The organism is Micromonospora sp. NPDC049048 (genome assembly GCF_043197615.1).
Lineage (GTDB): Bacteria > Actinomycetota > Actinomycetes > Mycobacteriales > Micromonosporaceae > Micromonospora.
The window spans coordinates 263,266-286,850 of record NZ_JBICTM010000001.1; the positions used below are offsets into that span (position 1 = coordinate 263,266).

At 74.1% G+C, this 23,585-nt stretch carries 19 protein-coding genes and 1 riboswitch; of the genes, 12 read left to right on the forward strand and 7 right to left on the reverse strand.

What is annotated here, in order from left to right:
* Positions 1-88: 88 nt before the first annotated feature.
* Positions 89-2,953, forward strand: a complete 2,865-nt coding sequence (locus tag ACGFIG_RS01240; RefSeq protein WP_392998071.1) for an alpha/beta fold hydrolase — start codon at positions 89-91, stop codon at positions 2,951-2,953.
* The gene (locus ACGFIG_RS01245; RefSeq protein ID WP_392998072.1) at positions 2,950-3,825 is read left to right on the forward strand and encodes an ABC transporter permease; all 876 of its coding nucleotides are present in this window, start codon (positions 2,950-2,952) and stop codon (positions 3,823-3,825) included. The genes ACGFIG_RS01240 and ACGFIG_RS01245 overlap by 4 nt, the downstream gene beginning before the upstream one ends.
* Here ACGFIG_RS01245 and ACGFIG_RS01250 read toward each other — a convergent pair.
* Positions 3,822-4,103: a DUF4232 domain-containing protein gene (locus ACGFIG_RS01250; protein WP_392998073.1), complete on the reverse strand. Its 282-nt coding sequence runs from the start codon at positions 4,101-4,103 to the stop codon at positions 3,822-3,824. The genes ACGFIG_RS01245 and ACGFIG_RS01250 overlap by 4 nt on opposite strands.
* 441 nt (positions 4,104-4,544) lie before the next feature.
* Between ACGFIG_RS01250 and ACGFIG_RS01255 the strand changes: the two genes are divergently transcribed.
* Entirely contained in the window at positions 4,545-5,468 is a 924-nt protein-coding gene (locus ACGFIG_RS01255) for a hypothetical protein (RefSeq protein WP_392998074.1), read from the forward strand.
* Between the two features lie 85 nt (positions 5,469-5,553).
* Here the strand turns inward: ACGFIG_RS01255 and ACGFIG_RS01260 are convergent, their stop codons facing one another.
* On the reverse strand, positions 5,554-6,306 hold the full coding sequence (locus tag ACGFIG_RS01260; RefSeq protein WP_392998075.1) for a hypothetical protein: 753 nt from the start codon (positions 6,304-6,306) through the stop codon (positions 5,554-5,556).
* Positions 6,307-6,470: 164 nt separating this feature from the next.
* On the opposite strand from ACGFIG_RS01260, the gene ACGFIG_RS01265 reads away from it, so the two are divergent.
* The 4 genes from ACGFIG_RS01265 to paaN all read left to right on the forward strand — a co-directional run bounded on the left by ACGFIG_RS01265 (position 6,471) and on the right by paaN (position 11,443).
* Positions 6,471-6,902, forward strand: a complete 432-nt coding sequence (locus tag ACGFIG_RS01265; RefSeq protein WP_392998076.1) for a DoxX family protein — start codon at positions 6,471-6,473, stop codon at positions 6,900-6,902.
* 119 nt (positions 6,903-7,021) lie between these two features.
* A riboswitch (SAM riboswitch) is annotated at positions 7,022-7,157 on the forward strand.
* A 10-nt stretch (positions 7,158-7,167) separates the two neighbouring features.
* Positions 7,168-8,454: a threonine synthase gene (gene thrC, locus ACGFIG_RS01270; RefSeq protein ID WP_392998077.1), complete on the forward strand. Its 1,287-nt coding sequence runs from the start codon at positions 7,168-7,170 to the stop codon at positions 8,452-8,454.
* A 243-nt stretch (positions 8,455-8,697) separates the two neighbouring features.
* Positions 8,698-9,717 (forward strand): GNAT family N-acetyltransferase, encoded by a 1,020-nt coding sequence (locus ACGFIG_RS01275; protein ID WP_392998078.1) that lies wholly within the window; start codon positions 8,698-8,700, stop codon positions 9,715-9,717.
* 52 nt (positions 9,718-9,769) lie between these two features.
* Positions 9,770-11,443 (forward strand): phenylacetic acid degradation protein PaaN, encoded by a 1,674-nt coding sequence (gene paaN, locus ACGFIG_RS01280; RefSeq protein WP_392998079.1) that lies wholly within the window; start codon positions 9,770-9,772, stop codon positions 11,441-11,443.
* 51 nt (positions 11,444-11,494) lie between these two features.
* On the opposite strand, the gene ACGFIG_RS01285 is transcribed toward paaN, so the two are convergent.
* On the reverse strand, positions 11,495-12,028 hold the full coding sequence (locus tag ACGFIG_RS01285; protein ID WP_392998080.1) for a GNAT family N-acetyltransferase: 534 nt from the start codon (positions 12,026-12,028) through the stop codon (positions 11,495-11,497).
* 210 nt (positions 12,029-12,238) lie between these two features.
* Here ACGFIG_RS01285 and ACGFIG_RS01290 point away from each other — a divergent pair, with 210 nt between their 5' ends.
* The 3 genes from ACGFIG_RS01290 (at position 12,239) to groL (ending at position 15,687) form a co-directional block, all read left to right on the forward strand.
* On the forward strand, positions 12,239-12,442 hold the full coding sequence (locus ACGFIG_RS01290) for a cold-shock protein (RefSeq protein ID WP_121656584.1): 204 nt from the start codon (positions 12,239-12,241) through the stop codon (positions 12,440-12,442).
* 325 nt (positions 12,443-12,767) lie between these two features.
* Positions 12,768-13,790 (forward strand): hypothetical protein, encoded by a 1,023-nt coding sequence (locus tag ACGFIG_RS01295; protein ID WP_392998081.1) that lies wholly within the window; start codon positions 12,768-12,770, stop codon positions 13,788-13,790.
* A gap of 274 nt (positions 13,791-14,064) precedes the next feature.
* Positions 14,065-15,687, forward strand: a complete 1,623-nt coding sequence (groL, locus tag ACGFIG_RS01300; RefSeq protein ID WP_392998082.1) for a chaperonin GroEL — start codon at positions 14,065-14,067, stop codon at positions 15,685-15,687.
* A gap of 57 nt (positions 15,688-15,744) precedes the next feature.
* On the opposite strand, the gene ACGFIG_RS01305 is transcribed toward groL, so the two are convergent.
* The 3 genes from ACGFIG_RS01305 to ACGFIG_RS01315 all read right to left on the reverse strand — a co-directional run bounded on the left by ACGFIG_RS01305 (position 15,745) and on the right by ACGFIG_RS01315 (position 19,539).
* A complete protein-coding gene (locus tag ACGFIG_RS01305) occupies positions 15,745-15,942 on the reverse strand; it encodes a hypothetical protein (RefSeq protein WP_392998083.1) in 198 nt (65 codons plus the stop codon).
* 80 nt (positions 15,943-16,022) lie between these two features.
* Positions 16,023-16,949 carry a GNAT family N-acetyltransferase gene (locus tag ACGFIG_RS01310; RefSeq protein ID WP_392998084.1) on the reverse strand — a complete coding sequence of 309 codons (927 nt, stop codon included), beginning with the start codon at positions 16,947-16,949 and terminating at the stop codon, positions 16,023-16,025.
* 46 nt (positions 16,950-16,995) lie between these two features.
* Positions 16,996-19,539 (reverse strand): S8 family serine peptidase, encoded by a 2,544-nt coding sequence (locus ACGFIG_RS01315; protein WP_392998085.1) that lies wholly within the window; start codon positions 19,537-19,539, stop codon positions 16,996-16,998.
* 77 nt (positions 19,540-19,616) lie between these two features.
* On the opposite strand from ACGFIG_RS01315, the gene ACGFIG_RS01320 reads away from it, so the two are divergent.
* Positions 19,617-21,434 carry a glycerol-3-phosphate dehydrogenase/oxidase gene (locus ACGFIG_RS01320; RefSeq protein WP_392999372.1) on the forward strand — a complete coding sequence of 606 codons (1,818 nt, stop codon included), beginning with the start codon at positions 19,617-19,619 and terminating at the stop codon, positions 21,432-21,434.
* Positions 21,435-21,523: 89 nt separating this feature from the next.
* Positions 21,524-22,048, forward strand: coding sequence for a hypothetical protein (locus ACGFIG_RS01325; protein ID WP_392998086.1), 525 nt, complete (start codon positions 21,524-21,526; stop codon positions 22,046-22,048).
* Between the two features lie 82 nt (positions 22,049-22,130).
* Here the strand turns inward: ACGFIG_RS01325 and ACGFIG_RS01330 are convergent, their stop codons facing one another.
* Positions 22,131-23,531, reverse strand: coding sequence for an FAD-binding oxidoreductase (locus tag ACGFIG_RS01330; protein WP_392998087.1), 1,401 nt, complete (start codon positions 23,529-23,531; stop codon positions 22,131-22,133).
* Positions 23,532-23,585 lie beyond the last annotated feature (54 nt).

Below are 23,585 nucleotides of genomic sequence, written 5' to 3' on the forward strand. Positions count from 1 at the left end.
GCCCGTTCGGGACGCCGATCGGATCATCCGGACAGACGTACGGAGGATCTCAGCCAACGCTCAGGATGCGGCCCGTACCGTGTGCCGAATGAGATCGCCGTTGTCGGCCGCGTGGATCCGGCGTGCCCTGCCCACCCGCCGGCGCGCCGTCGCCGCGACGGCGGTGGTCGTGCTGCTCGCCGCCGCCGTGACCTGGGCGGTGCTGCCGCAGGGGCCGGACATCCGCACCGAGGCGGCGTTCGTGAACGTCCCCTCCGGGCCGAACGGGGACGAGCCCGTCGACCTGGACACCACGCTCTACCTGCCCGAGGGCGCCTCGGCGGCCGACAAGGTGCCGGCGGTGCTGCTGGCGCACGGCTTCGGCGGCACCAAGGAGTCAGTCCGGGCCGACGCCGAGGAGTTCGCCGGCCGCGGCTACGCCGTACTCACCTGGACCGCGCGGGGCTTCGGCCGCAGCGGCGGGCAGATCCACCTGAGCCACCCGGACTACGAGGTTCGCGACGCCGCCCGGCTGCTGGACTGGCTCGCCGCCCGGCCCGAGATCCGCACCGACTCCGCCGGTGACCCGAGGGTCGGCGTCGTCGGCGGCTCGTACGGCGGCGGCCTGGCGCTGCTGCTCGCCGCGCAGGACCAGCGCGTCGACGCGATCGTGCCGATGATCACGTGGAACGACCTGTCCCGCTCCTTCCTGCCGGAGAACACCGGTAAGCAGCCCACCGAGGGCGTGTTCAAGTCCGGCTGGGCCGGCCTCTTCTTCGGCGGCGGCGGCAACGTCGGCTCCGGGCCGGCGGGGCTCTCCGGTGCCGACGCCGCCCAGCCCGAAGGGGCGCCCGTCTCCGCCGGCCCGCCCGGTCCGGGGCCGGGAGCCGGGCCGGGCACCGGTCCGGGGCGCGCCCCGGCGGGGGCCGCCGACCCCGCGTGTGGCCGGTTCGCCGCCGACATCTGCGCCGCGTACCTGCGGATCGCCACCACCGGTAGGGCCGACCAGGCCGCCGTGGACCTGCTGCGTCGCTCCAGCCCGGCCGGCGTGCTCGACCGGATCAAGGCGCCGACCCTGCTCGTGCAGGGCGCGGCGGACACCCTCTTCCCGCTCAGCGAGGCGGACGCCAACGCGCGCGGCATCGCCGCCGCCGGCACGCCCGTACGGGTGGCCTGGTTCACCGGCGGGCACGACGGCGGCGAGGGCCCGAAGACCGACTCGGACCGGGTGAAGTTCCTGACCGTGCAGTGGCTCGACCACTACGTCAAGGGCGAGGGCGCGGCCCCGGGCGACGACTTCACCTTCTCGCGCATCGCCGGCTTCGACGCCCTCGACCGGGGACTGGTGGCCACCGGCTACCGCTACGCCGACTACCCCGGCGTCGCCGGCACGGCCCGCCGGGACGTACCGGTCGCCGGTCCCGCCCAGCCCGTCGCCAACCCGCCGGCCGGCAATCCGGCCGCCATCTCCTCGGTGCCCTTCGCCGGCGAGCTGTCGTCGCTGCTCGGCGGCGTGGCGGGGGACATCCCCGGCCAGCACGCCCGGTTCGAGTCGGAGCCGCTGACCGGGGCGGTGGACGTCGTCGGCGCCCCGACGGTCGACGTCCGGGCCGCGTCGCCGACGGGGGAGGCGGTGCTCTTCGTCAAGCTCTACGACGTCGACCCCAACGGCGCGGCCACCCTGCCCAACGGCCTGGTCGCCCCGGTCCGGCTCACCGGGCTGCCACCGACGATCGACGCGGCGCGGCCGGTCACCGTCACCCTGCCGGCGATCGTGCGCCGGTTCGAGGCCGGGCACCGGCTGCGCGTGGTGGTGGCGACCTCCGACCAGGCGTACGCCACCCCCGCCGAGCCGGCCGTGCACACCGTCGCGGCCACCGGCGCGGTCAGCCTGCCGACCGTCGCCGGCGACCCGATCCCCACGGCCGCCACCGTGTGGCGCTGGGTGCTGGTCGGCCTCGTGGCCGCGATCGTGGTCGGGCTCGTCGTGGTCGTCACCGTGGTCCGCCGCCGGCACCGCCGCCAGGACAGCTCCGTGCATCCGACGTACGCGGGCGTCCCGCTCGCCGTGCGGCAGCTCCGCAAGGAGTACGCGGACGGCTTCGTCGCCGTCTCCAACGTGGACTTCGAGGTGCACCCCGGTCAGGTCGTCGGCCTGCTCGGGCCGAACGGCGCGGGCAAGACCACCACGCTGCGGGTGCTGATGGGGCTGACCCAGCCCACCGCCGGCGAGATCTACGTCTTCGGGCACCGGCTGGTGCCCGGGTCGCCGGTGCTGTCCCGGATCGGCGCGCTGGTCGAGGGGCCGGGCTTCCTGCCGCACCTGTCGGGGCTCGCGAACCTGAAGGCGTACTGGCGGGCCACCGGCCGGCCGGCCGAGGACGCGCACTTCGAGGAGGCGCTGGATATCGCCGGCCTGGGCGACTCCGTGCACCGGCGGATCAAGAACTACAGCCACGGCATGAAGCAGCGGCTCGCCATCGCGCAGGCCATGCTGGGCCTGCCCGAGCTGCTGGTGCTCGACGAGCCGACCGACGGGCTCGACCCGCCGCAGATCGCGGAGATGCGCCGGGTGCTCCAGCGCTACGCCACCGACGGCCGGGCGGTGCTGGTCTCCAGCCACCTGCTCGCCGAGGTGGAGCAGACCTGTACGCACGCGGTGGTGGTGAACAAGGGCCGCATCGTCGCCTCGGGCCCGGTCGAGGAGATCGTGGGCGAGTCGCCCAGCGTGCTCTTCGACGTGACCGACCCGGAGGCCGCCCGCGCGGTGCTGGACGGCCTGCACGGGGTGCGGGTGCTCCCGGACGGCGAGGGCCAGCTCGTGGTGGACACCAACGGCACCGCCCGCAGCGAGGTGGTCGCCGAGCTGGTCCGGGCCGGCATCGGGGTGGACCGGGTGGTGCCGAGGCGCCGCCTGGAGGACGCGTTCCTCGCCCTGGTGGGCGAGAACTCTCGGGGAAGCGGGGACCGATGATGGCGGGCACGTCACGCACGGCGGGCGCGGCGGCCGGCTACCGGCCGTCGGCGACCCTGCCGTTCGGCGCCGAGTTCCGGCGGCAGGCCTCCCGGCGGCGTACGCAGCTCGCGCTCGGGTTCATGGTCCTGCTGCCGTTGATCATCCTGATCGCGTTCCAGTTCGACACGGGCGACGACGACGACAACGGGCGCGGGGAGTTCGGCAGCCTGGTGGAGTTCGCCACGTCGGGCGGGCTGAACTTCACGCTCTTCACCATCTTCGTCTCGGCGTCGTTCCTGCTGGTCGTGGTGGTGGCGCTGTTCTGCGGCGACACGGTGGCCAGCGAGGCGAGCTGGGGCAGCCTGCGCTACCTGCTGGCGATACCGGTGCCCCGGGCCCGCCTGCTGACGGTGAAGCTGCTCGTCGCGCTCGCGTACTCGGCCCTGGCGCTGCTGCTGCTCGCCGGCACCGCCCTGCTGATCGGCACGCTGCGCTACGGCTGGGAGCCGCTGCGCAGCACGGTCGCCGCCCAGCTCGAACCGGGCGAGGGGCTGCTGCGGCTGCTGGGCGTGCTCGGCTACCTGGCGGTCGTACTCCTGGTGGTGGCCGGCCTGGCGTTCCTGCTGTCGGTGGTGACGGACGCGGCGCTCGGCGCGGTCGGCGGCGCGGTGCTGCTCTGGATCCTCTCCAGCATCCTCGACCAGATCACCGCGCTGGGCGCGCTGCGCGCGTTCCTGCCGACGCACTACAGCACCGCCTGGTTGGGGCTGCTGTCGACGCCGGTGCAGACCGACGACGTGGTACGCGGCGCGATCTCCGCGATCAGCTACGCGACGCTGTTCTGGGGGCTGGCGTTCTGGCGCTTCACCCGCAAGGACGTCACCAGCTAAGGCGCCGCATCGGTCGCCTTCTTCCAGGCGCTGACCCCGATCCGGCCCGTGTTGCCGAGGTCGATCGGCCCGTCCAGGCCCACCACCTGCGCGGCCTGGCCCTTGGCGGGCGCGATCTCCAGGCGTTCGCCGTTGGTGGCGACGACCGTCGAGTCGGTGACCAGGTTGCGCCAGAGCACGGTGGCCGCAGCCCGTTCGTCGGGCCGCAGGGTCAGCGGCCGGGGCGGGGCGTCGAAGCCCAGCGTGATCTCCTTGGCCCCGCTGTCGAGCTGCCCCATCTGCGGGACCGGCCCGGAACGGGGCCGCCGTGCGGCGCCTGTCGAGCTGAATCGCCTACGACATCACCTGTCCCGCTCTATCTCGGCGCGGCGAGAGCAGTTCAGTGATGGCGTGGTGCCGCTGAGTGAGAATCGGGTATGACCAATCCGCCCCCTGCGCCGCCCCCTGACCAGCCGCCCGCGTCGCCTCCTGAGCCGCCGTCATCCACAGCGCCGGCCACGCCGCCGTCGTCCACGGCGCCGCCCGAGCCTGCGCCTGCGTCGCCGTCCGCGCCGCCGTCCGCGCCGTCGTCCGCGTCTGCGCCCGTGCCGCCGTCTGCGTCCGTGCCGCCGTCCGCGCCTGCGTCGCCGTCCGGGTCGGCGACCGAGCCAAAAGCCTGGGCCGTGCTGGCCGATGAACGCCTGCCCGGCTTTCGCCGGCTTGCGCCGAAGCAGCGCGCGGTGTACGCGACCGTCGTCGCCGTCATCGTCGTGGTCGGCGTGCTCTTCGCCTACCAGGCCAATGTCCTTCTGGACCGGTCGACGGCCACCGATCGGGCCCGCTCGGACAGGCAGGCTCAGCAGGCGGTCGACCGCGAGCAGGCCGCGTTCGTGTCCACGGTCACGCCCCTCGACTACGACCGGGACCTGCCCGAGGCCTTCACCGTGCTGCTCGACCGGCCGCTGACCGAGGGCGAGCAGGCCGGGCTCACCGCCCTGACCGGCGACAGGTCAGAGGTGTGGGAGCTCCTCAAGCCGCTCGGCGGCCGGGTGGTCGAGCACGCGTCCTACGTTGCGCCGTTCGAGGACGGCAACGAGAACCGCGGTCATGCCCAGACGTTCGACCTGAACCTGAACAGCGATCGCGCCGCCGGACTCACGATCAACAACATGACCGCCGTCAAGGACTCGTGCCGCGTACCCACGGCGCAGACCGTCGTCACCCTTCCCCCGGCGGGCGCGGAGTCCCGGCAGGGGCTGCTGTGGGACCTGACCGGTGGGCCGACGGACGAGCCGCACGGCCCGTACGTCCTGGACGAGGGCGAGCCGCGGGAGGGCCAGCTGTACTTCCGCCGCAACGTCGTCGAACTGGGCAACGGTCAGTCGAACATGGCCTTCCGCATCCAGCCGGAGGTGTCCACCCACACCTGCGAGTGGCACATCGTCGCCTCCTACACCGACACGACCGGCGCCCACGAGCAACGCATCCCGAGCGGCGCCGGCACGTTCACCACCGAGGCCATCCCGTCGCAGCCCGTCCAGTACTTCGAGCGCCCCCCGACCTCGGGGTGGGGCTGCCTCGGCGCGGTGACTCAGCAGGATTGCCCGGCCACCGGATACATCCGGCTGCCGAAGCCACCAGCCCCCCGGCCGGTCCCCGACTGAGCCGGCGCCTGCCCGGCACGGCCGGAGCCCGCGCCGGCGGATCGGCCGGCGCGGTCCTGGGCCCGGTACGACCACCGGCGGGACGTCAGCGGGACCGGGGCCTGCGCGTGCGGGTGCGGGAGTCGGGGGAGTCCGGCTCGGTGCCGGAGTCGGCGGTGTCCCCGTCGCCGGGGGGCGTCGCGGTCACCCGGGCGTCGGTGTGGCTCAGCTTGGCCAGCGTCGTGCCCCTGAGCTGGTAGACGGCGGTACGCCGGATGCTCAGCTCCGCCGCCGGGCCGTCCGCGGGCCGGGTCAGGTAGACCACCGTCGCCCTGCCGCCGCTCACGCTGACGCTCTCCACCGGCGTACGGTCGCCGAGGTCGACCTGGGCCTGGTAGTCCGGCTCGCCCCTGACGTTGCGCCAGGCGGCGAGGGTGAAGAAGCGGCCGGTCCCGCCGCCGTCGAGCATGACCACGCCGACCGCGTCGCCCGCGCCGTCGCCGTCGAGGTCGCCGATGGCGCACGGCCGCTGCAACTCCACAGTCGTGCCGTTCCGGTCGGACCAGCGGCCGGCGGCGAGACGGATCGGGGCGGCGTACCCGCGGTAGCGGACCCTGCTGCTGCCGATCCGGGTGTTGCGCAGTTCGAGGCAGGTGAGCTGGTCGCCGGTGCGGCGGGGCGTCGGGGTGGCCCGGGTGGTCGCGGGGGCGGCGTCGACGTCGTCCCGCTTCGCGGCGGTGCCGGCGGGCCGGTCGGCGGAGCGGTTCCGCTTCTTCCGGTTGCCTGTGGAACAGGCGGTGGTGAGCGCCAGCAGGCAGGCCATGGAGAGCGCCACCACGGGGACGAGCTTGCGACGCATTCGCGCGTTCCTTTCCGTCGATGTGCCTGGCACCGTAGCGGGGACGCGCCAGGGGCGCCCGACCGCGTCGTGGGAGCGTTCCCACAGAGAGGGAATCAATCGACATGGCCGAATGGCTGTCGGCATTCTGGTGTCGTCCCGTCGTCCTGCTCGGAGGTGCCCTGATGTTCACTGACCGGATCGGTGGCCCGGCCCTGTCCCTGTTCCGCGCCGTCGTCGGCCTGCTCTTCCTCTGCCACGGCCTGGCCTCGCTGCTGGGGGTGCTCGGCGGAAACCGGGGCACCGGCGAGGCGGTCCCGTTCGGCGAGTGGCCGGGGTGGTGGGCCGCGCTGATCCAGGCGGTCTGCGGCGGGCTGGTGCTCGTCGGGCTGCTGACCCGGGCGGCGGCCCTGCTGGCATCCGGCTCGATGGCGTACGCGTACTTCGTGGTGCACCAGCCGGACGCGCTGCTTCCGCTGCGCAACGGCGGCGAGCTGGCCGTCCTGTTCTGCTGGTCGTTCCTGCTGATCGCCGTGTTCGGTCCCGGTCGGTGGGCGGTCGACACCCTGCTACGCGCCCGCCGCCCCGCCGCCGACTCCCGCTCCGTGGCCGTCTGAATCCGTACCGTGACAGAAGGCCGCCTGCGGCCCGGCGGCGACTGCGGGATCGCTCACAGCGTGGGATCGGCCGTCGATCCGGGCGCCTTCGGTGCTTAAACTCGCAGGTACAACTGCATACCTCATCCAGAGGGGCTGAGGGATACGGCCCGACGACGCCCCGGCAACCACCCCGCGCGCTCACCGCAGAGCGACCGGCGGGGCAGGTGCCAATTCCGTCCCCGCCGCAGGGTGCGATGCGGGGAAAGATGAGAGGACCCGCGACATGACGTCGACGTTCGCCCCCTCCGGCATCGACACCACCACCAGCCCCGCCCGTGCCCTGGTCTGCCGCGCCTGTTCGGCCCGCTACCCGCTCGCCGCCCAGCACGCCTGCTACGAGTGTTTCGGCCCGCTGGAGGTCGACTACGACGCCGCCGCGCTCGCGACGGTCACCCGGGAGCAGATCGAGGCGGGCCCGCAGAACATCTGGCGGTACGCGGCACTGCTGCCCGCCGGCCAGGACCCGGCCACCCGGGTCACCCTCGACCCCGGCTTCACCCCACTGGTGTCCGCCCCGCACCTCGCCGCCGAGCTGGGCATCACCGCCCCCCTCTGGGTCAAGGACGACAGCGCCAACCCGACCCACTCCTTCAAGGACCGGGTGGTCTCGGTGGCGTTGAGCGCCGCCCGCGCGCTCGGCTTCACCCGCTACGCCTGCGCCTCCACCGGCAACCTGGCCAACTCGGTCGCCGCGCACGCCGCGCGGGCCGGCGCGCCTTCGGTGGTCTTCATCCCCGGCGATCTGGAGCAGGGCAAGGTCGTCACCACCGCCGTCTACGGCGGCGAACTGGTCGCCATCGACGGCTCGTACGACGACGTGAACCGGCTCTGCGGCGAGCTGGTGGAGACGGACGAGTTCGAGGACACCGCGTTCGTCAACGTCAACGTGCGCCCCTACTACGCCGAGGGCTCCAAGACGCTCGGCTACGAGGTCGCCGAGCAGCTCGGCTGGCGGATCCCCGCGCAGGTGGTGATCCCGATGGCCTCCGGCGAGCTGCTCACCAAGATCGACAAGGCGTTCACCGAGCTGGTCGAGATCGGCCTGGTCGAGGCGCCGGCCGGCGGCTGGAAGGTGTTCGGCGCGCAGTCGGCCGGCTGCAACCCGATCGCCACCGCCCTGCACGCCGACACCGACACCATCACCCCCGTCCGGCCGACCGGCATCGCCAAGTCGCTCAACATCGGCGACCCGGCCGCCGGCATCTACGCCCTGGAGGCGGTACGCCGCACCGGCGGCTGGATGGAGTACGTCGACGACGACGAGATCCGCGCCGGCATCCGGCTGCTCGCCCGTACCACCGGCGTCTTCGCCGAGACCGCTGGCGGGGTGACGGTGGCCGTGCTGCGCAAGCTGGTCGAGTCGGGCCGCCTGGACCCGACGGCGGAGACCGTCGTCTTCAACACCGGCGAGGGCCTCAAGACCCTCGATGCGGTGTCCGGCCAGGTCGGTCCCACCCACCGCATCAAGCCCTCGCTGCGCGCCGCCCGCGACGCCGGCCTCCTCACCTGATCCGGGGATTCGCCGGGTAACTGGGTTTTCGCTGTGAGTGCGGAAAACGCGCCGACAAGGACTTGACGGCCGTAACCGGACGGCGCAAGATGCTCCGTGCGGGAGGGCGTTTCGCCGGAGACTTTCAGTTCTTGCGACCCAACGCCGGAGGCGTTGTGCGAGCGTCCCTCCCGACCAACCTCCCGATCGGGCCAGCGGTTAATTCGCTGGCCCGATCGTCGTCTGGCGGCGCACTCTCAGCCGATGAGCATCACCATCGCGCCGCTCGACGCCGCCGACCAGGCCGCGGTCGACGAGGCGTACCGGATCGGCGCGGCGGCCAACGAGGCCGACCTGCCGGACTTCCCGCCCTTCTGCCGGCGGCGCTTCGATGCGGCGGTCCGGCACCCGATGCCGGGCAACGAACCGCTCTGGGCGCTGGCCCGGCTCGACGGCGTGCCGGCCGGCTACCTCGCGCTGGACCTGCCGCAGCTCGACAACACCGAGAACGCCACGGCCGAGCTGGTCGTGCATCCGGAGCACCGGCGTCGCGGCGTCGGCCGCGCGCTGCACGAGCACGCCGTACGCCTGCTGCGGGAGCGGGGCCGCAAGCGGGTGGTGGCGATGGCCGTCACCACGCTGCCCGGCGGCCCGCCCCGCTCCGGCGCCGGCGCCGCCTTCGCCGCGTCCACCGGCGCCCGGCCGGCGCTGGCCGAGGTCCGCCGCCGGCTCGACACCACCCGGCTCGACCACGACGGCCTGGCCGCCGCGCTGGCCGGGGCCCGGTCCCGGGCGGCCGGCTACCGCGTCGTGCGGTGGCAGGGACACACCCCCGAGGAGTACGTCGCCGACATCGCCTACCTCGACGGCCGGTTGATGGCCGACGCGCCCCTGGGCGAGGTGGAGTGGGAGCCGGAGCGGGTCGACGCCGACCGGCTCCGGAGCACTGAGCGGGCGTTCGACGCGCGGGGGCGGCGGCGCTACCACACGGCCCTGCGCCACGAGGCGTCCGGACGGCTGGTCGCCTGGACCCTGCTCGACGTCGGCGCGTCGGCCGACTGGCACGCGTTCCAGCAGATCACCATCGTCGATCCGGACCACCGTGGGCACCGCCTCGGGCTGCTCGCCAAGGTCGAGAACCTGCACCACCTGCTGGCCCACGAACCGGCGGTACGCGCGATCGACACCTTCAACGCGGCCGAGAACGCGTACATGGTGCGGATCAACGAGCAGCTCGGGTTCCGCCCCGTCGACGGCTGGACCGACTGGCAGCTCACCATCTGAGTTGTGACACGCCCCTACTGATCCTGGTGCTTTCTGTTGCATGATGGCGGGCATGACGGAGACCCCGCACCCCCTGTACGACAGGCACGCCGACACCCTGACCCGGGCGCTGACCGCCATCACGGAGCGCGGGTACTGGTCCGCCTACCCCGAGTCGCCCAGCCCCCGCGTCTACGGTGAGACCGCCGCCGCCGACGGCAAGGCCGCCTTCGAGGCGTACCTCGGCGGCGACTTCCCCCTCGACCAGCCGGGCGCGACCGACCGGGTCGCCACCGAGACCAGCCCGTTCGGCGTCGAGCTGAACGTCCGCTACCCGCACGCCGGCGCCGACGAGCTGGTCGCCGCCGCCTCCGCCGCGCTGCCCGGCTGGCGCGACGCCGGCCCGCAGGCCCGGGCGGGGGTCTGCCTGGAGATCCTCGACCGGTTGCACAAGCACATCTTCGAGCTGGCCAACGCGGTGCAGTTCACCAGCGGCCAGGCCTTCGTGATGGCCTTCCAGGCCGGCGGCGCGCACGCGCTGGACCGCGCGCTGGAGGCGGTCGCCTACGCGTACGCGGAGATGACCCGGCACCCGGGGACGGCGGGCTGGGAGAAGGCGGCCGGCAAGGGCGACCCGCTGCGGATGACCAAGACCTTCCACGTGGTGCCCCGTGGCGTGGCGCTGGTGATCGGCTGCAACACCTTCCCGACCTGGAACTCGTACCCGGGGCTGTTCGCCTCGCTGGTCACCGGCAACCCGGTGGTCGTCAAGCCGCACCCGCGCGCGGTGCTGCCGCTGGCGATCACGGTGAAGTACGCCCGGGAGGTGCTCGCCGAGGCCGGCTTCGACCCGAACCTGGTGCTGCTCGCCCCCGAGGCGCCCGGCGAGAAGCTCGCCTCCACGCTGGCCCTGCACCCGGCCATCAAGATCATCGACTTCACCGGTTCCACCGAGTACGGCGACTGGCTGGAGGCCAACGCCCGGCAGGCGGCCGTCTACACCGAGAAGGCCGGGCTGAACACGGTGGTGATCGACTCCACCGACGACTTCGCCGGGATGTGCCGCAACCTCGGCTTCACCCTGACCCTCTACAGCGGCCAGATGTGCACGACGTCGCAGAACATCCTGATCCCCTCGGGAGGCATCGAGACCGACCAGGGGCACAAGAGCTTCGACGAGGTGGCCGGCGGGATCGCCGCGGCGGTCGCCAAGCTCACCGCCGATCCGGCGCGCGGGGTGGAGATGACCGGCGCCATCGTCAACGACGGGGTGCTGGAGCGCCTCGACGAGGTCACCAAGGTCGGCGAGGCGGTGCTGGAGTCGCGTACGGTCGAGCACCCGGCCTTCCCCGGCGCGGTGGTCCGCACCCCGACGGTGGTCAGGCTGGCGGCCGACGACGCCGCGACCTACTCGAAGGAGTGGTTCGGGCCGATCTCGTTCGCCATCGCCACCGACTCCACGGCGCACAGCCTGGAGATCCTGCGCTCCACGGTCGGCGAGAAGGGCGCGCTCACGGCGGCGGTCTACTCCACGGACGAGACCGTCCTCGACGCGGCCGAGGCGGCGGCGATCGAGGTCGGGGTGCACCTGTCCTGCAACCTCACCGGCGGGGTCTTCGTGAACCAGTCGGCGGCCTTCTCCGACTTCCACGGCAGCGGCGCCAACGCGGCGGCCAACTCCGCGCTCACCGACGGCGCCTACGTGGCCAACCGGTTCCGCGTCGTGCAGTCCCGCCGCCACGCGTGATCCGTCCGGCTGCCCGGGTCGGCCCACGGCCGGCCGGTCCGGGCAGCCGCGTCAGGCCTTGCGCCGCATCTGGAGTTCGGTGAGCACCGGCACGGTGGGGTGCGGGACGCGTACGCCGGTGTCGACGAAGCCCAGCCGCCGGTACGCCCGGTAGGCCCGGTCGTTGCCGACCACGACCTCCAGCATCAGTTCGGGCCGCCCGCAGGCCCGGGACCAGGCCGCGACCGCGTCGACGAGGTCGCCGAGCAGGCCGGTGCCCCGCCAGGGCGGGGTGACGTAGACGGCGTACACCAGGGTCAGCGCCGGCTCCCCGGGGGCCGCCGTGCCACCCGCGTGCCCGACGAGCCGGCCGCCCGGGTCCGCCACGAACTGCGCGGTGCCCACCCCGGCCGAGACGGACGCGATCCTGGCCGCGTAGTCCGCGTGCGGCCGGGCCGCCGCGTCGGCGAGGGTCTCGAGGAAGGCCAGCGGGGCGTCGGCGAGCATCTCCAGCCGCAGGGCCCGCATCCGGGCGGCGTCGCGGGGCCGGACCCGCCGGATCTCCGCCCGCCGCGCCTGCCCCGACCCGTCGGGCGTGCTCGTCATGACGCATGCGTACCACAGCGATGAACGCCGATGTCCACCGGTTGAAATATGCCCGATTTGTGGTCGTGCGCCGCCGTCACGCTTCGTGTAGCGTGCGATTTCGGTTACCGTTTCAGCGGCCATTGTCGATCGCCGAATCGGGCGTCCTCCGGTGCCGGCCAGCCCGGCCTCCGGGGTCGTGAAACGCTGCGCAGAGTGAGGAAGTGCACCGTGGCACAGGGCACCGTGAAGTGGTTCAACTCCGAAAAGGGCTACGGCTTCATCGCCGTCGACGGCGGGCAGGACGTCTTCGTCCATTTCTCGGCGATCGAGATGGACGGCTACAAGGCGCTGGACGACGGCCAGCGGGTCGAGTTCGAGGTCGCCCAGGGCCAGAAGGGCCCTCAGGCCGAGCGCGTACGCGTCATCGCCTGACCGCGCACTCCTCCGCCCACGCGTCGGTCGCCTGCGCCCCTCCCCGGCCATCGGTCCCGGGATGTCCGGCGGGTGACCCGGCGGTGCCGTCCGGTTCGGCGGGCCGATCGTGCCGGGCAGCGGTGTCGCGGTGGGGCGGGCTCCGGTGCGGTTGCGCCGGCAGGGGAGGATCGTGAGCCGTTCCAGCCATCGCTGAGGAGGGTTCATGTCCGACCAGCCGCCCCAGGCCGTGCCGTCTCCGGGAGATCCGAATGCCGGAGGGCCGGCCGTCCCGGCCCCGGACAGTTCCGTGGCCCCGGGCGGTCCGGTGGCCCCGGATGGTCCCGTGGCCCCGGGCGGCGGTGTGCCGGCCGGCCCGCAGCCGCCGCAGGACTGGGTCTTCCCGCCCACCGGCGGGTACCCGGTCGGCGCCGGCCCGTACGGCGGGCAGCCCTGGTACCCGGGTGCCCCGGTCGCCTACCCCGGGCAGCCCGTCCACGGCTGGTACCCACCGGCGTACGGCCTCGACCCGGCCGACCCGCTCGTCACCCCGCCCGGCGCCGGCGTCAACGGCTGGTTCAACCGGTGCGTCGGCGCCGTACGCCGGGGCTGGCGGCTGTTGCTGCCGATCCTGCTGCTCACGCAGGTGCTGCCGGCGGCCGTGGTCTCGGTGCTCTCGCTGGTCGTCGACCCCACCGCGCGGTGGGACCAGGCGATGGCCGAGGAGCCCACCACGCTGCCCGACACCTTCGTGACCGACCTGGGCGTCATGCTCTCCGTGGTGCTCGGCAGCGCCCTCGTCTTCGGCCTGGTGCAGAGCCTGGGCTGGGCGGCCGGCACCTGGGTGGTCACCCGGCAGGCGGCCGGCGAGTCGGTGAGCATGGGCGCGGCGCTGTCCCACGGGGCGCGCCGGGCACTGGGCCTGTGGGGCTGGACCCTGCTGATGAGCGTCATCATCGGCCTCGGCGCCTGCTTCTGCGTCATCCCCGGCATCTACTTCGCCTTCGCGCTCAGCATGGCCGGCCCGGTCTACCTCTTCGAGCGGCAGCACCCGATCGGCCGCTCCTTCCGGATGTTCCACGACCGCCTCGGCCTGCTGCTCGGCCGGGTGGCGCTGGTGGCGGCGGCGGTGATCATCGGCGGCGGGGCGGCCGGGATGGTGGAGGGCCTCGGGACGCTGCCGTTCGGCACCACCCCGCTGGACTCGCCCGGCACGGCGGTCGGCGTGCTGGTGGTGACGCTGCTGGGCGCGGTGCTGGCCCTGCCCACCCACCTCGCCCAGCTGGTCGGGCTGGTCGTCACGTACGCCGAGCAACGTGCCCACGAGGGGCCGGTGGACAGCGCGCGGCTGGCCGGCGAACTCGGCTGACCGGGCCCATCGTGCTTGCACTCGGCAGGGGAGAGTGCTAAACAAGTCATTGGCACTCGCACACCGCGAGTGCCAATGGTCGGGGCGGTAGGGCCACGGTCGCAGCGGCGTCCAGACGCGGTTGCGGCACATGGCCGGTCGTCGCGGGCTATCCGGCCCGGCCGAGGAGACGTCGTCGTCGCCAGGTGGCGACGTCCCAAGGTGCGTACACCAGGCGGCCCATCCGGGACACACACTCCGGGTGGCCCGTGAGTGTCCAGGAGGACAACGCCGTATGGCCAAGATGATCGCGTTCGACGAAGAGGCTCGCCGCGGCCTCGAGCGGGGCATGAACCAGCTCGCCGACGCCGTGAAGGTGACCCTCGGCCCCAAGGGCCGCAACGTCGTGCTGGAGAAGAAGTGGGGTGCCCCCACCATCACCAACGATGGTGTGAGCATCGCCAAGGAGATCGAGCTCGAGGACCCCTACGAGAAGATCGGCGCCGAGCTGGTCAAGGAGGTCGCGAAGAAGACCGACGACGTCGCCGGTGACGGCACGACGACGGCGACCGTCCTGGCCCAGGCCCTGGTCCGCGAGGGCCTGCGCAACGTGGCCGCCGGTGCCAACCCGATGGCCCTGAAGCGGGGCATCGAGGCCGCCGTGGCCAGCGTCTCGGAGGAGCTGCTCAAGCTCGCCAAGGACGTCGAGACCAAGGAGCAGATCGCCTCCACCGCCTCCATCTCCGCCGGTGACAACACCGTCGGCGAGATCATCGCCGAGGCGATGGACAAGGTGGGCAAGGAAGGCGTCATCACCGTCGAGGAGAGCAACACCTTCGGGCTGGAGCTGGAGCTCACCGAGGGTATGCGCTTCGACAAGGGCTACATCTCGGCCTACTTCATGACCGACCCGGAGCGCATGGAGGCCGTCTTCGACGACCCCTACCTCCTGATCGTCAACAGCAAGATCTCGTCGGTGAAGGACCTGCTCCCGATCCTGGAGAAGGTCATGCAGTCGGGCAAGCCGCTGCTGATCATCGCCGAGGACATCGAGGGCGAGGCCCTGGCCACCCTGGTCGTCAACAAGGTCCGGGGCACCTTCAAGTCGGTCGCCGTCAAGGCGCCGGGCTTCGGTGACCGCCGCAAGGCCATGCTGGCCGACATCGCCATCCTCACCGGTGGCCAGGTCATCAGCGAGGAGGTCGGCCTCAAGCTGGACGCCGTCGGCCTCGACATGCTGGGCCGCGCCCGCAAGGTCGTGGTGACCAAGGACGAGACCACCATCGTCGACGGTGCCGGCGACGCCGAGCAGATCCAGGGCCGGGTCAACCAGATCCGGGCCGAGATCGACAAGAGCGACTCCGACTACGACCGCGAGAAGCTGCAGGAGCGGCTGGCCAAGCTGGCCGGCGGCGTCGCGGTGATCAAGGTCGGCGCGGCCACCGAGGTCGAGCTGAAGGAGCGCAAGCACCGCATCGAGGACGCCGTCCGCAACGCGAAGGCCGCCGTCGAGGAGGGCATCGTCCCGGGTGGTGGCGTCGCGCTGGTGCAGGCCGGCAAGACCGCCTTCGACAAGCTGGACCTGGCCGGCGACGAGGCGACCGGCGCGCAGATCGTCAAGATCGCGCTGGACGCCCCGCTGCGGCAGATCGCCGTCAACGCCGGCCTCGAGGGTGGCGTCGTCGTCGAGCACGTCCGCAACCTCAACCCGGGTCACGGCCTCAACGCCGCCAACGGCGAGTACGTCGACCTGCTGGCCGCGGGCATCATCGACCCGGCCAAGGTGACCCGGTCGGCGCTGCAGAACGCCTCGTCGATCGCGGCGCTCTTCCTCACCACCGAGGCCGTCGTGGCGGACAAGCCGGAGAAGACCCCGGCCGCCCCGGCTGGTCCGGGTGGCGGGGAGATGGACTTCTGAGTCCAGCTTCACACGCCGGAAGGGGCGGGCCGCGTCAGCGGTCCGCCCCTTCCGCTGTCACGTCGGCAGTGGCCGTTGGTTGCGCCTCCGCTGCGCCCCGTCGTACGGCTGCGGGACCGGTACCGGCTCGTCGACCAGCGTCACCGGCTCGTCGGCCGGTTCGTCGACGCCGGCCATCTCCGCCTGCTGCTCGGCGTCGCCGTAGTCGAGCCGGTCGAACGGCAACGGGCCGGGGCGTTCGTCGTCCGTAATCATGGCTGCCTCCTCTACCGAAACGGTAGGGCGCGACGATCACCGATACGGGCGAATGGCGCTACATCCCGTTCGCCCTGTTGTCAGTCCCCGAGCGCCCTGCGGTACAGGAAGAAGACGCGCTCGATCCGGGCGCCCGCGCTGCCCGAGTAGAACGGGACCGGCCCGACCCAGCCGATCTGCGCCGCCGTCACCCCCGCCGCCCGCTGGTCGCGCAGGCACCGGCGCAGCAGCACCCCGCCGATCCCCGAGCCCTCGGCCGCCGGGGCGGTGCCCATCGGGCCGAACCAGCTCGGCCGGGACGACCCGTACGCGGCGAAACCGAGCACCGTGCCGTCGCGCTCGGCCAGGTGGCAGCCGGCCCCCTCCCGGCCGACCGAGCCGGCCAACTCGGCGTCCCAGGCCCCGCCGAACGTGGCACGGGCGAACTCGGCCAGCGCCGGCAGGTCGCCCGCCGCGGCACGGCGGACCGTCACCCCCTGCCCGGCCAGCCGCGCCTCCGCGGGCTCCGTCGGGCGCAGGGCGGGCGAGCCGTCGTACGACAGGTCGGCCGTCATGTTCCACGCCGTCCGGTCCTGCCGGTAGCCGAGCGCCAGCGCGGCGCAGATCGCCGGCGTGTAGCGCACGTCGATGCCGGGCCAGGCGTAGTAGGGCGGGTTGCCGGCGAGCAGCACCTCCACCGCGCCGAGGCCGGCGAGGGTCCGCTCGGCGTACGACAGCAGTGCCCGCCCCACGCCCCGTCGCCGGTGGGCGGGGTCCACCGCCACCAGATCCACGTGCCCCAGCCGGGCGTCCCGGGCGGCTACGGAACAGACCAGCACCCCGACCAGCTCCGCCCCCCGGTACGCGCCCAGCGCGACCACCGGCCGGTCGACGACCGCCCGGGTCCAGAGCGCGTCCACGACCTCCGGCGCCTCGGCCGCGTCCTCCGGCAGGTCCAGCGCCCGGCGGCACAGCTCCACCACGTCGGGCGTCCGGTCGGCGGTCAGCTCGACGATCTCCGTCTCCATGGCCGCCGACCATAGATCACCGGATGCGGGGGGAGGCAAGACCCGCTCACCCCTTGGCCGTCCGCACCGCCACATAGGCGTCGACCAGGCCGGCGCCGGTGATGTTCCGGTCGCCCCCGCACGTCTGCGTCGCCGACGCGTACGTGGCACCGGCAGGGGTCGCGGTGTCCCGCAGGATCTGCCGGGTGCGGGGCAGGTCGCCGACCAGCGTCGGGTCGGCCGACCACATCAACGCCACCACGCCGGCCACCTGCGGGGTCGCCATCGAGGTGCCGCTCAGGGTGGCGTACCCGCCGCCCGGCATCGCCGACAGCACCTCGTCGCCCGGCGCGACCAGGTCCGGCTTGGCCGCCCCCGGCACCGGGCCCCGCGACGAGAACAGGGTCACCCGGCGCTGCCGGTCCACCGCCCCGACGGTCAGCACGTCCGCGTACGGGGCGGGCGGGTCGGCGATCGAGCCGCAGTACGGGCCGGTGTTGCCGGCGGCGGCCACGACCAGGATGCCGGCGGCGGCCAGGGCGGCGGTCGCCGGTCGGAGCACGCCCGGGTCGCAGCCCTCGATCGGCGGGCAGCCCCACGAGTTGGTGAGGATGTGCGGGGCGCGCGCCGGGCGGCCGTCGGTGAACGGGTCCCCGCCCGGCGGGAAGGGCGCGAGCATGAACTGGAGGCAGTCCAGGTAGTACGCGGGGTTGCCGAGGTTGCGGTCCAGGTTGACGCAGCCGACCCAGCCGGCGCCCGGGGCCACTCCGACGCCGTCCCGGCCCACCGCGCTGCCCGTCGTGTGGGTGCCGTGGCCGCCCTCGTCGGTCGGCCGGCGGGTGCCGTTCCACGGGTCGTACCAGGAGTCGTCGCCGCCCCGGAAGCCGCCCGCCAGCGCGGGGTGTCCACCGTCCACGCCCGAGTCCGAGCTGCCCACCACGATCCCGGAGCCGTCCACCCCGAGCTGGGACCAGACCCGGTCGGCACCGATCATCCGGACGTTCCACTCCGGGCCGGCCGGCGCCGGTGCGGTGCCACGCGTGCGGCCGGCCGGGGCGGGCAGCGGTCGCAGCCGCTGGCTGACCAGCACCCGGGCCACCTCCGGCCGGCGCGACAACCAGGCCCGTACCGCCGGGCCGCCGTCCACCTCGACCGCGTTCACCAGGTAGTAGGGGGTGTGGTCGAGACGTAGCCGGCGCAGGTCGCGGCGCAGGTCGGCCTGGGTCCGCCCGGCGGTGGCGACCAGCCGCCGGTGGACCTCGGCGACCCGGGCGTCCCGGCCGGCCCGGCCGGTCGTCGCCGGGACGCCGGTGAGGTCGGCCTGCTCGCGCAGCACCACGAACAGCCGCTCGCCGTGCAGGCCGGGCTGGCCGGCGCCGACGGCCACCGCACCGACCACGACCAGCAGGACGCCGGCGGTCACCCCGGCGACCCGTCGGCTCGGCCGCCGAGGCCGGGTCAGCAGCACGCCGTACGCCACGGCGAGGATGGCCGCGACGGCGAGCCCGGCGCCGGCCGCGACCGCCACCCAGAACGGCACGTCGCGGGTGCCGGCCAGGACGAGGCTGATCTCCTCGGGATCGGTGAAGGCCAGCGGGCCGAGTACGGCGAGCCCGACCAGCCAACGGGTCGCGGGGCCCACGGCACCCGGAACTGCCCGCCCGCCCGACTCTCGGGCCGCGACGTCCGGCTCCCGGTCTGCGACGCCCGACTCCCGGTCTGCGACGTCCGGCTCCCGGTCTGCGGCGTCCGGCTCCCGGCCAGCGGCGTCCGGCTCACGGGCCGCGGCGCGCAGGGCCGCCAGCGCGAAGCCGGCCGGCGGCAGGGTCAGCAACAGGGGCAGTTGGGCCCCGGACTGCCCGACCCCGGCGGCGATCAGCAGCAGCGCGACCCCGGCGACCAGCCCGCCGACCAGCACCAGCCGGGCCGGCCGGGGTGGCTCGCCGACGGCGAAGCGGGACCAGAAGGCGCCGTCGAGCAGCGCCCCGGCCAGCACGCCCAGCGCGGCGGCGGCGACCCCGGCGAGCACCGTCTCCAGCAGTCCGCCGAGCGCTCCCAGCCAGACCCAGGGCAGCAGCAGCGCCAGTCCGCCGGCCACCCCGAGCAGCGTGGCGGCCGGCGCGGACCCCTGGGGCGTCGGGACGGGCCCGCGGGGCGTCGGGACGGGCCCGCGACGGGCCAGCGCCCGTAGGACGAGGGCGGCCAGCGCGGCCGTGGCGGCCAGCGCGGCGAGGTAGGCCTCCTGGTGCACCGGCGGGATCGCCCGGAGCAGCCCCAGCGCGCCGAGCACGAGCGTCGCCGCCAGCCAGACCCGGCCGGCGGCGCGGACCGCCACCGAGCGGGGCAGCAGGGCGAGCGCCAGGGCGGGCGCGCCGACCAGCAGCACGGTGAACAGCACCGTCACCGGCCAGAGCCAGGCCACGCGGTCCAGCCCGGAGAGCAGTACGACCTGGTCGGCCAGCCAGCCGCCGAGCTGCCCGACGACCACGAGCCCGACCGCCCAGCAGCCGGTCACCACCGCCGCGACCACCGGCCAGGGACCCGGCCGCCCCGGCGGGACCGGGGGGCGGGGGACGGGTTGACCGGCGGGGAACGGGGGACCGACCTCCATCCTGTGACAGTACGGCGCGGACGCCGTGTGCCGCCCGGGACGGCGACCGTTACCGTGGACGGGTGCGTGACCCCAACGTGTCCCGAACGACAGCCGGTCAGCTCTCCCCCGAGCGCCGGGCCGCGGATCTGCGCCGCCTGCGGGCCGAACGCTTCGACGTGCTGGTCATCGGCGGTGGTGCGACCGGGGCGGGCGCCGCCCTGGACGCGGCCTCGCGGGGGTTGAAGGTGGCGCTGGTGGAGGCGCGCGACTACGCCGCCGGCACCTCCAGCCGCTCCAGCAAGCTCATCCACGGGGGCCTGCGCTACCTGGAGCAGCTGGAGTTCCACCTGGTGCACGAGGCGCTCACCGAGCGGGGACTGCTCGCCACCCGGCTCGCCCCGCACCTGGTCCGCCCGGTGCCCATCCTGGTTCCGCTGCCCGACGGGCGGGGCGTGCGCGGCCTGCCCGCCCGCGCCTTGCGCCGCTCCTACTACGGCGCCGGCGTGGCGGCCTACGACGCCTTCGCCGGGGTGTTCGGTGGCGGGCGCGGCATGCCGTTGCACCGGCACCTGACCCGCGAGGGCGCCCGCCGGGTCTTCCCCAGCCTGCGCGCCGACGCGGTGGCCGGCGCGATCCGCTACTACGACGGGCAGGTCGACGACGCACGGCTGGTGGTGACCCTGGCCCGCACGGCGGCCAGCCTCGGCGCGACCGTGGTGAACAGCACCCGGGCGGTCGGGCTGATCCGGCAGGCCCGCGAGGTCACCGGCGTCCGGGTCCGCGACCTGGAGGCGCCGCCCGGCTCCCCGGACGCCGAGTTCGAGGTACGCGCCCGCACCGTCATCGCCGCCACCGGCGTGTGGAGCGACGACATGTCCCGGATGCTGAACGACGTCGGGCTGCGCCCCGGCATCCGCGTCCGGGCGTCCAAGGGCGTGCACCTCGTGGTGCCCCGCTCGGCGATCACCGGCGAGGCCGGGCTGATCCTGCGTACGGCCACCAGCGTGCTCTTCGTCATCCCGTGGGGCGGGCACTGGATCATCGGCACCACCGACACCGACTGGCGGCTGGACCGGTCCCACCCGGCGGCCTCCGCGCGGGACATCGACTACCTGCTGGAGCAGGTCAACACGGTGCTCGACCGGCCGCTCACGACGGCCGACATCGAGGGGGTCTACGCCGGGCTGCGACCGCTGCTGGCGGGCGAGGCCGACTCCACCTCCAAGCTCTCCCGCGAGCACGCCGTCTTCGAGCCGATGCTCGGTCTGCTGCTGGTGGCCGGCGGCAAGTACACGACGTACCGGGTGATGGCCTCCGACGTGGTCGACCGCGCCGCCCACCGGCTCGGTGCCGTACGCCCCTCCCGCACCGCCGACCTGCCGCTGCTGGGTGCCGACGGCTACGCCGCGATGTGGCGGGACCGGGCGGACCTGGCCCGACGGCACGGGGTTCCGGTCGGGGTGGTCGAGCACCTGCTGGAGCGCTACGGCACCCTCACCCGCGACCTGCTCGCGCTGATCGACGCGGACCCGCTGCTCGCCTCCCCGCTGGCCGGCGCCCCGGAGTACCTGGCCGCCGAGGTGACGTACGCGGCCCGGGCCGAGGGGGCACTGCACCTGGAGGACGTGCTGACCCGGCGTACCCGGATCTCCTTCGAGACGGCGCACCGGGGCCTGGAGTCGGCGGGCCACGCGGCCGAGCTGATGGGCGCGGTGCTCGGCTGGGACGAGGCCACCCGGGCCCGCGAGGTGGCGCACTACCGCGCCCGGGTGGAGGCGGAACGCCAGTCCCAGCTGATGCCCGACGACGCCACCGCCGACGCCGCCCGGCTCGGCGCGCCCGACGTACGGGGTTTCGCGGCGGACCGCGGGGCGGACGACGACCAGGCCGAACTGCCGTCCTCGTCCCGCTGATCGACCCGCCCCCGGTCACCCCCTAGGTTCGGTGTCCCACCCCGGCGAGCGGTTACGGCCGTCACCTGCGGTGGGATAGGTTCCGGCCCGTGCCCTCCGTCTCCTGGTCGCGCCCGTTCCGCCTGTGCGTCGTCGCCCTGGCGGTCGCCGCCCTCGCCGGCTGCGCGCTGCCCGGACGCGCCGACGACGGCCGCGCGCCGGCCCTCAGCGGGCGGTCGCAACCGGGGCCCGGTGGCGCGACGACGACCGGTGAGGGCGAGGTCAGCCTCCTCCAGCGGGTCGGCGCGAACGGTCCGCTGCGTAAGCTCACCGTGGGGCCGGACGGCAGGTGGGAGTGCGTCGACTGCGCCGGCGACGGCGTGACGTCGACCGGCGTGCTGGGCCCGGAGCACGTCGCCCGGCTCCAGGGGCTGCTCGCCGACCCGGGGCTGGCGGCGGAGACCGACCAGGCCCGGCGCTACCAGGTCACCTGCATCGACGCGTTGACCTCCAGCCTGCTCACCTCGGCCGGCCTCGTCACGTCGCAGGACTGCCCGGGTGAGGAGCACCCGCCGATCGCCCACGAGATCCTGCTGCTGCTCACCCAGGCCACCCCGGCCGAGATGACCGCCTGACGGCCGTGCCCGTCAGCGGGCCCATCGTGGCCGGGCCGCCGCTCGGGGACGACGGGAGACGACCGCTTGACGGCTGGGCCCGTCAGAGGACCTTGCCGGGGTTGAGCAGGCCGGCGGGGTCGAGGGCTGTCTTGATGGCCTGGTGTACGCGCATGCCGACGGGGCCGATCTCGCGGGCGAGCCAGTCGCGTTTGAGTAGGCCGACGCCGTGTTCGCCGGTGCAGGTGCCGCCGAGTTCGAGGCCGAGGCGCATGATCTCGTCGAAGGCGCGTCGGCCGCGTTCGAGGCTGGTCGGGTCGGCGCGGTCCACCACGATGTTCGGGTGCATGTTGCCGTCCCCGGCGTGACCCACCACGCCGATCGTCACGTCGCACTCGGCCGCGATCCGTGCGACCCCGTCGAGCAGCGCCGCCAACGCCGCCCGGGGCACCGCCACGTCGTCGATGACGAGGCCGCCGTTGCCGCCCGGGAAGGTCTCCGCCGCGAACTTCTCCATCGCCGGGTGCGCCAGCCGGCGGGCCTGCAACAGGGCCGCCGCCTCCACGGCGTCGGTGGCCGTGTAGACCTCGTCGGCGCCGGCCGCCGCGCAGACGGCGGCCAGGCCGGCCAGGTCGTCGGCCGCGCGGGTGCCGGTGTCGGCGGCGGCCAGCAGCAGCGCCTGCGCGTCGGTGCGCAGCCCCATCGGCCGGTACGCCTCGATCGCCCGCAGATGCGTCCGGTCGAGCAGCTCCAGCAGGCTGGGGGAGAGGCCCCGGGCGGCGATCTCGGCGACGGCAGCCCCGGCGGCGGCGGTGGTGGGGAAGACCGCCACCATGGTCAGCGACTCCGGCGGCGCCGGCCGCAGCGCCACCGTCACCTCCGTGATCACACCGAGCGTGCCCTCGGAACCCACGAAGAGCCGCGTCAGGTCGTAACCCGCAACCCCCTTGGCGGTACGCCGACCCGTACGCAACACCTCACCCGAGGCCAGCACCACCTCCAGACCCAACACGTACTCGGTCGTGACCCCGTACTTCACGCAGCACATGCCGCCCGCGTTGGTCGCGACGTTCCCACCGATCGTGGAGGACTCCCACGATCCCGGATCCGGCGGATACCACAGGCCCTGTTTCGCCACCGCCGCCGACAACGCCGCGTTCACCACGCCCGGCTGCACCACCGCGATCCGGCTCACCGCATCGATCTCCAGCACGGCATCCATCGCCACCATGCTCACCACCACCGCACCGTCGACCGCGTTCGCCGCGCCTGCCAGCCCGGTACGCGCCCCCTGCGGCACCACCGGCACCCCGTACCGCCCCGCGACCCTCACCACCTCGACCACATCGGCCGTACCGCGGGGGCGGACCACCACCAGGGGCGTACCGGAGGCGCAGAGGTCGGCCTCGTCCCGCTCGTGCATCCGCAGCAGGTCCGGGTCGGTCAGTACGGCGTCGTCGCCGAGCGCCGCCCGCAGGTCGTCGAGGAGGGGGGATCCGGGCATGTCGCCGAGGCTACGGTCGGTGCCGCGTGATCACCAACAGGTCCGCGGGGCGGG

What these genes read in the sequence shown, in the direction of transcription:
- ACGFIG_RS01245 (WP_392998072.1), top strand. Translation starts at nt 2,950, where the DNA reads ATGATGGCGGGCACGTCACGCACGGCGGGCGCGGCGGCCGGCTACCGG.
- paaN (WP_392998079.1), top strand. Translation starts at nt 9,770, where the DNA reads ATGACGGAGACCCCGCACCCCCTGTACGACAGGCACGCCGACACCCTG.
- ACGFIG_RS01275 (WP_392998078.1), top strand. Translation starts at nt 8,698, where the DNA reads ATGAGCATCACCATCGCGCCGCTCGACGCCGCCGACCAGGCCGCGGTC.
- ACGFIG_RS01260 (WP_392998075.1), bottom strand. Translation starts at nt 6,306, where the DNA reads ATGCGTCGCAAGCTCGTCCCCGTGGTGGCGCTCTCCATGGCCTGCCTG.
- ACGFIG_RS01250 (WP_392998073.1), bottom strand. Translation starts at nt 4,103, where the DNA reads ATGGGGCAGCTCGACAGCGGGGCCAAGGAGATCACGCTGGGCTTCGAC.
- ACGFIG_RS01265 (WP_392998076.1), top strand. Translation starts at nt 6,471, where the DNA reads ATGTTCACTGACCGGATCGGTGGCCCGGCCCTGTCCCTGTTCCGCGCC.
- ACGFIG_RS01285 (WP_392998080.1), bottom strand. Translation starts at nt 12,028, where the DNA reads ATGACGAGCACGCCCGACGGGTCGGGGCAGGCGCGGCGGGCGGAGATC.
- ACGFIG_RS01240 (WP_392998071.1), top strand. Translation starts at nt 89, where the DNA reads ATGAGATCGCCGTTGTCGGCCGCGTGGATCCGGCGTGCCCTGCCCACC.
- ACGFIG_RS01310 (WP_392998084.1), bottom strand. Translation starts at nt 16,949, where the DNA reads ATGGAGACGGAGATCGTCGAGCTGACCGCCGACCGGACGCCCGACGTG.
- ACGFIG_RS01330 (WP_392998087.1), bottom strand. Translation starts at nt 23,531, where the DNA reads ATGCCCGGATCCCCCCTCCTCGACGACCTGCGGGCGGCGCTCGGCGAC.
- groL (WP_392998082.1), top strand. Translation starts at nt 14,065, where the DNA reads ATGGCCAAGATGATCGCGTTCGACGAAGAGGCTCGCCGCGGCCTCGAG.
- ACGFIG_RS01315 (WP_392998085.1), bottom strand. Translation starts at nt 19,539, where the DNA reads ATGGAGGTCGGTCCCCCGTTCCCCGCCGGTCAACCCGTCCCCCGCCCC.
- ACGFIG_RS01305 (WP_392998083.1), bottom strand. Translation starts at nt 15,942, where the DNA reads ATGATTACGGACGACGAACGCCCCGGCCCGTTGCCGTTCGACCGGCTC.
- thrC (WP_392998077.1), top strand. Translation starts at nt 7,168, where the DNA reads ATGACGTCGACGTTCGCCCCCTCCGGCATCGACACCACCACCAGCCCC.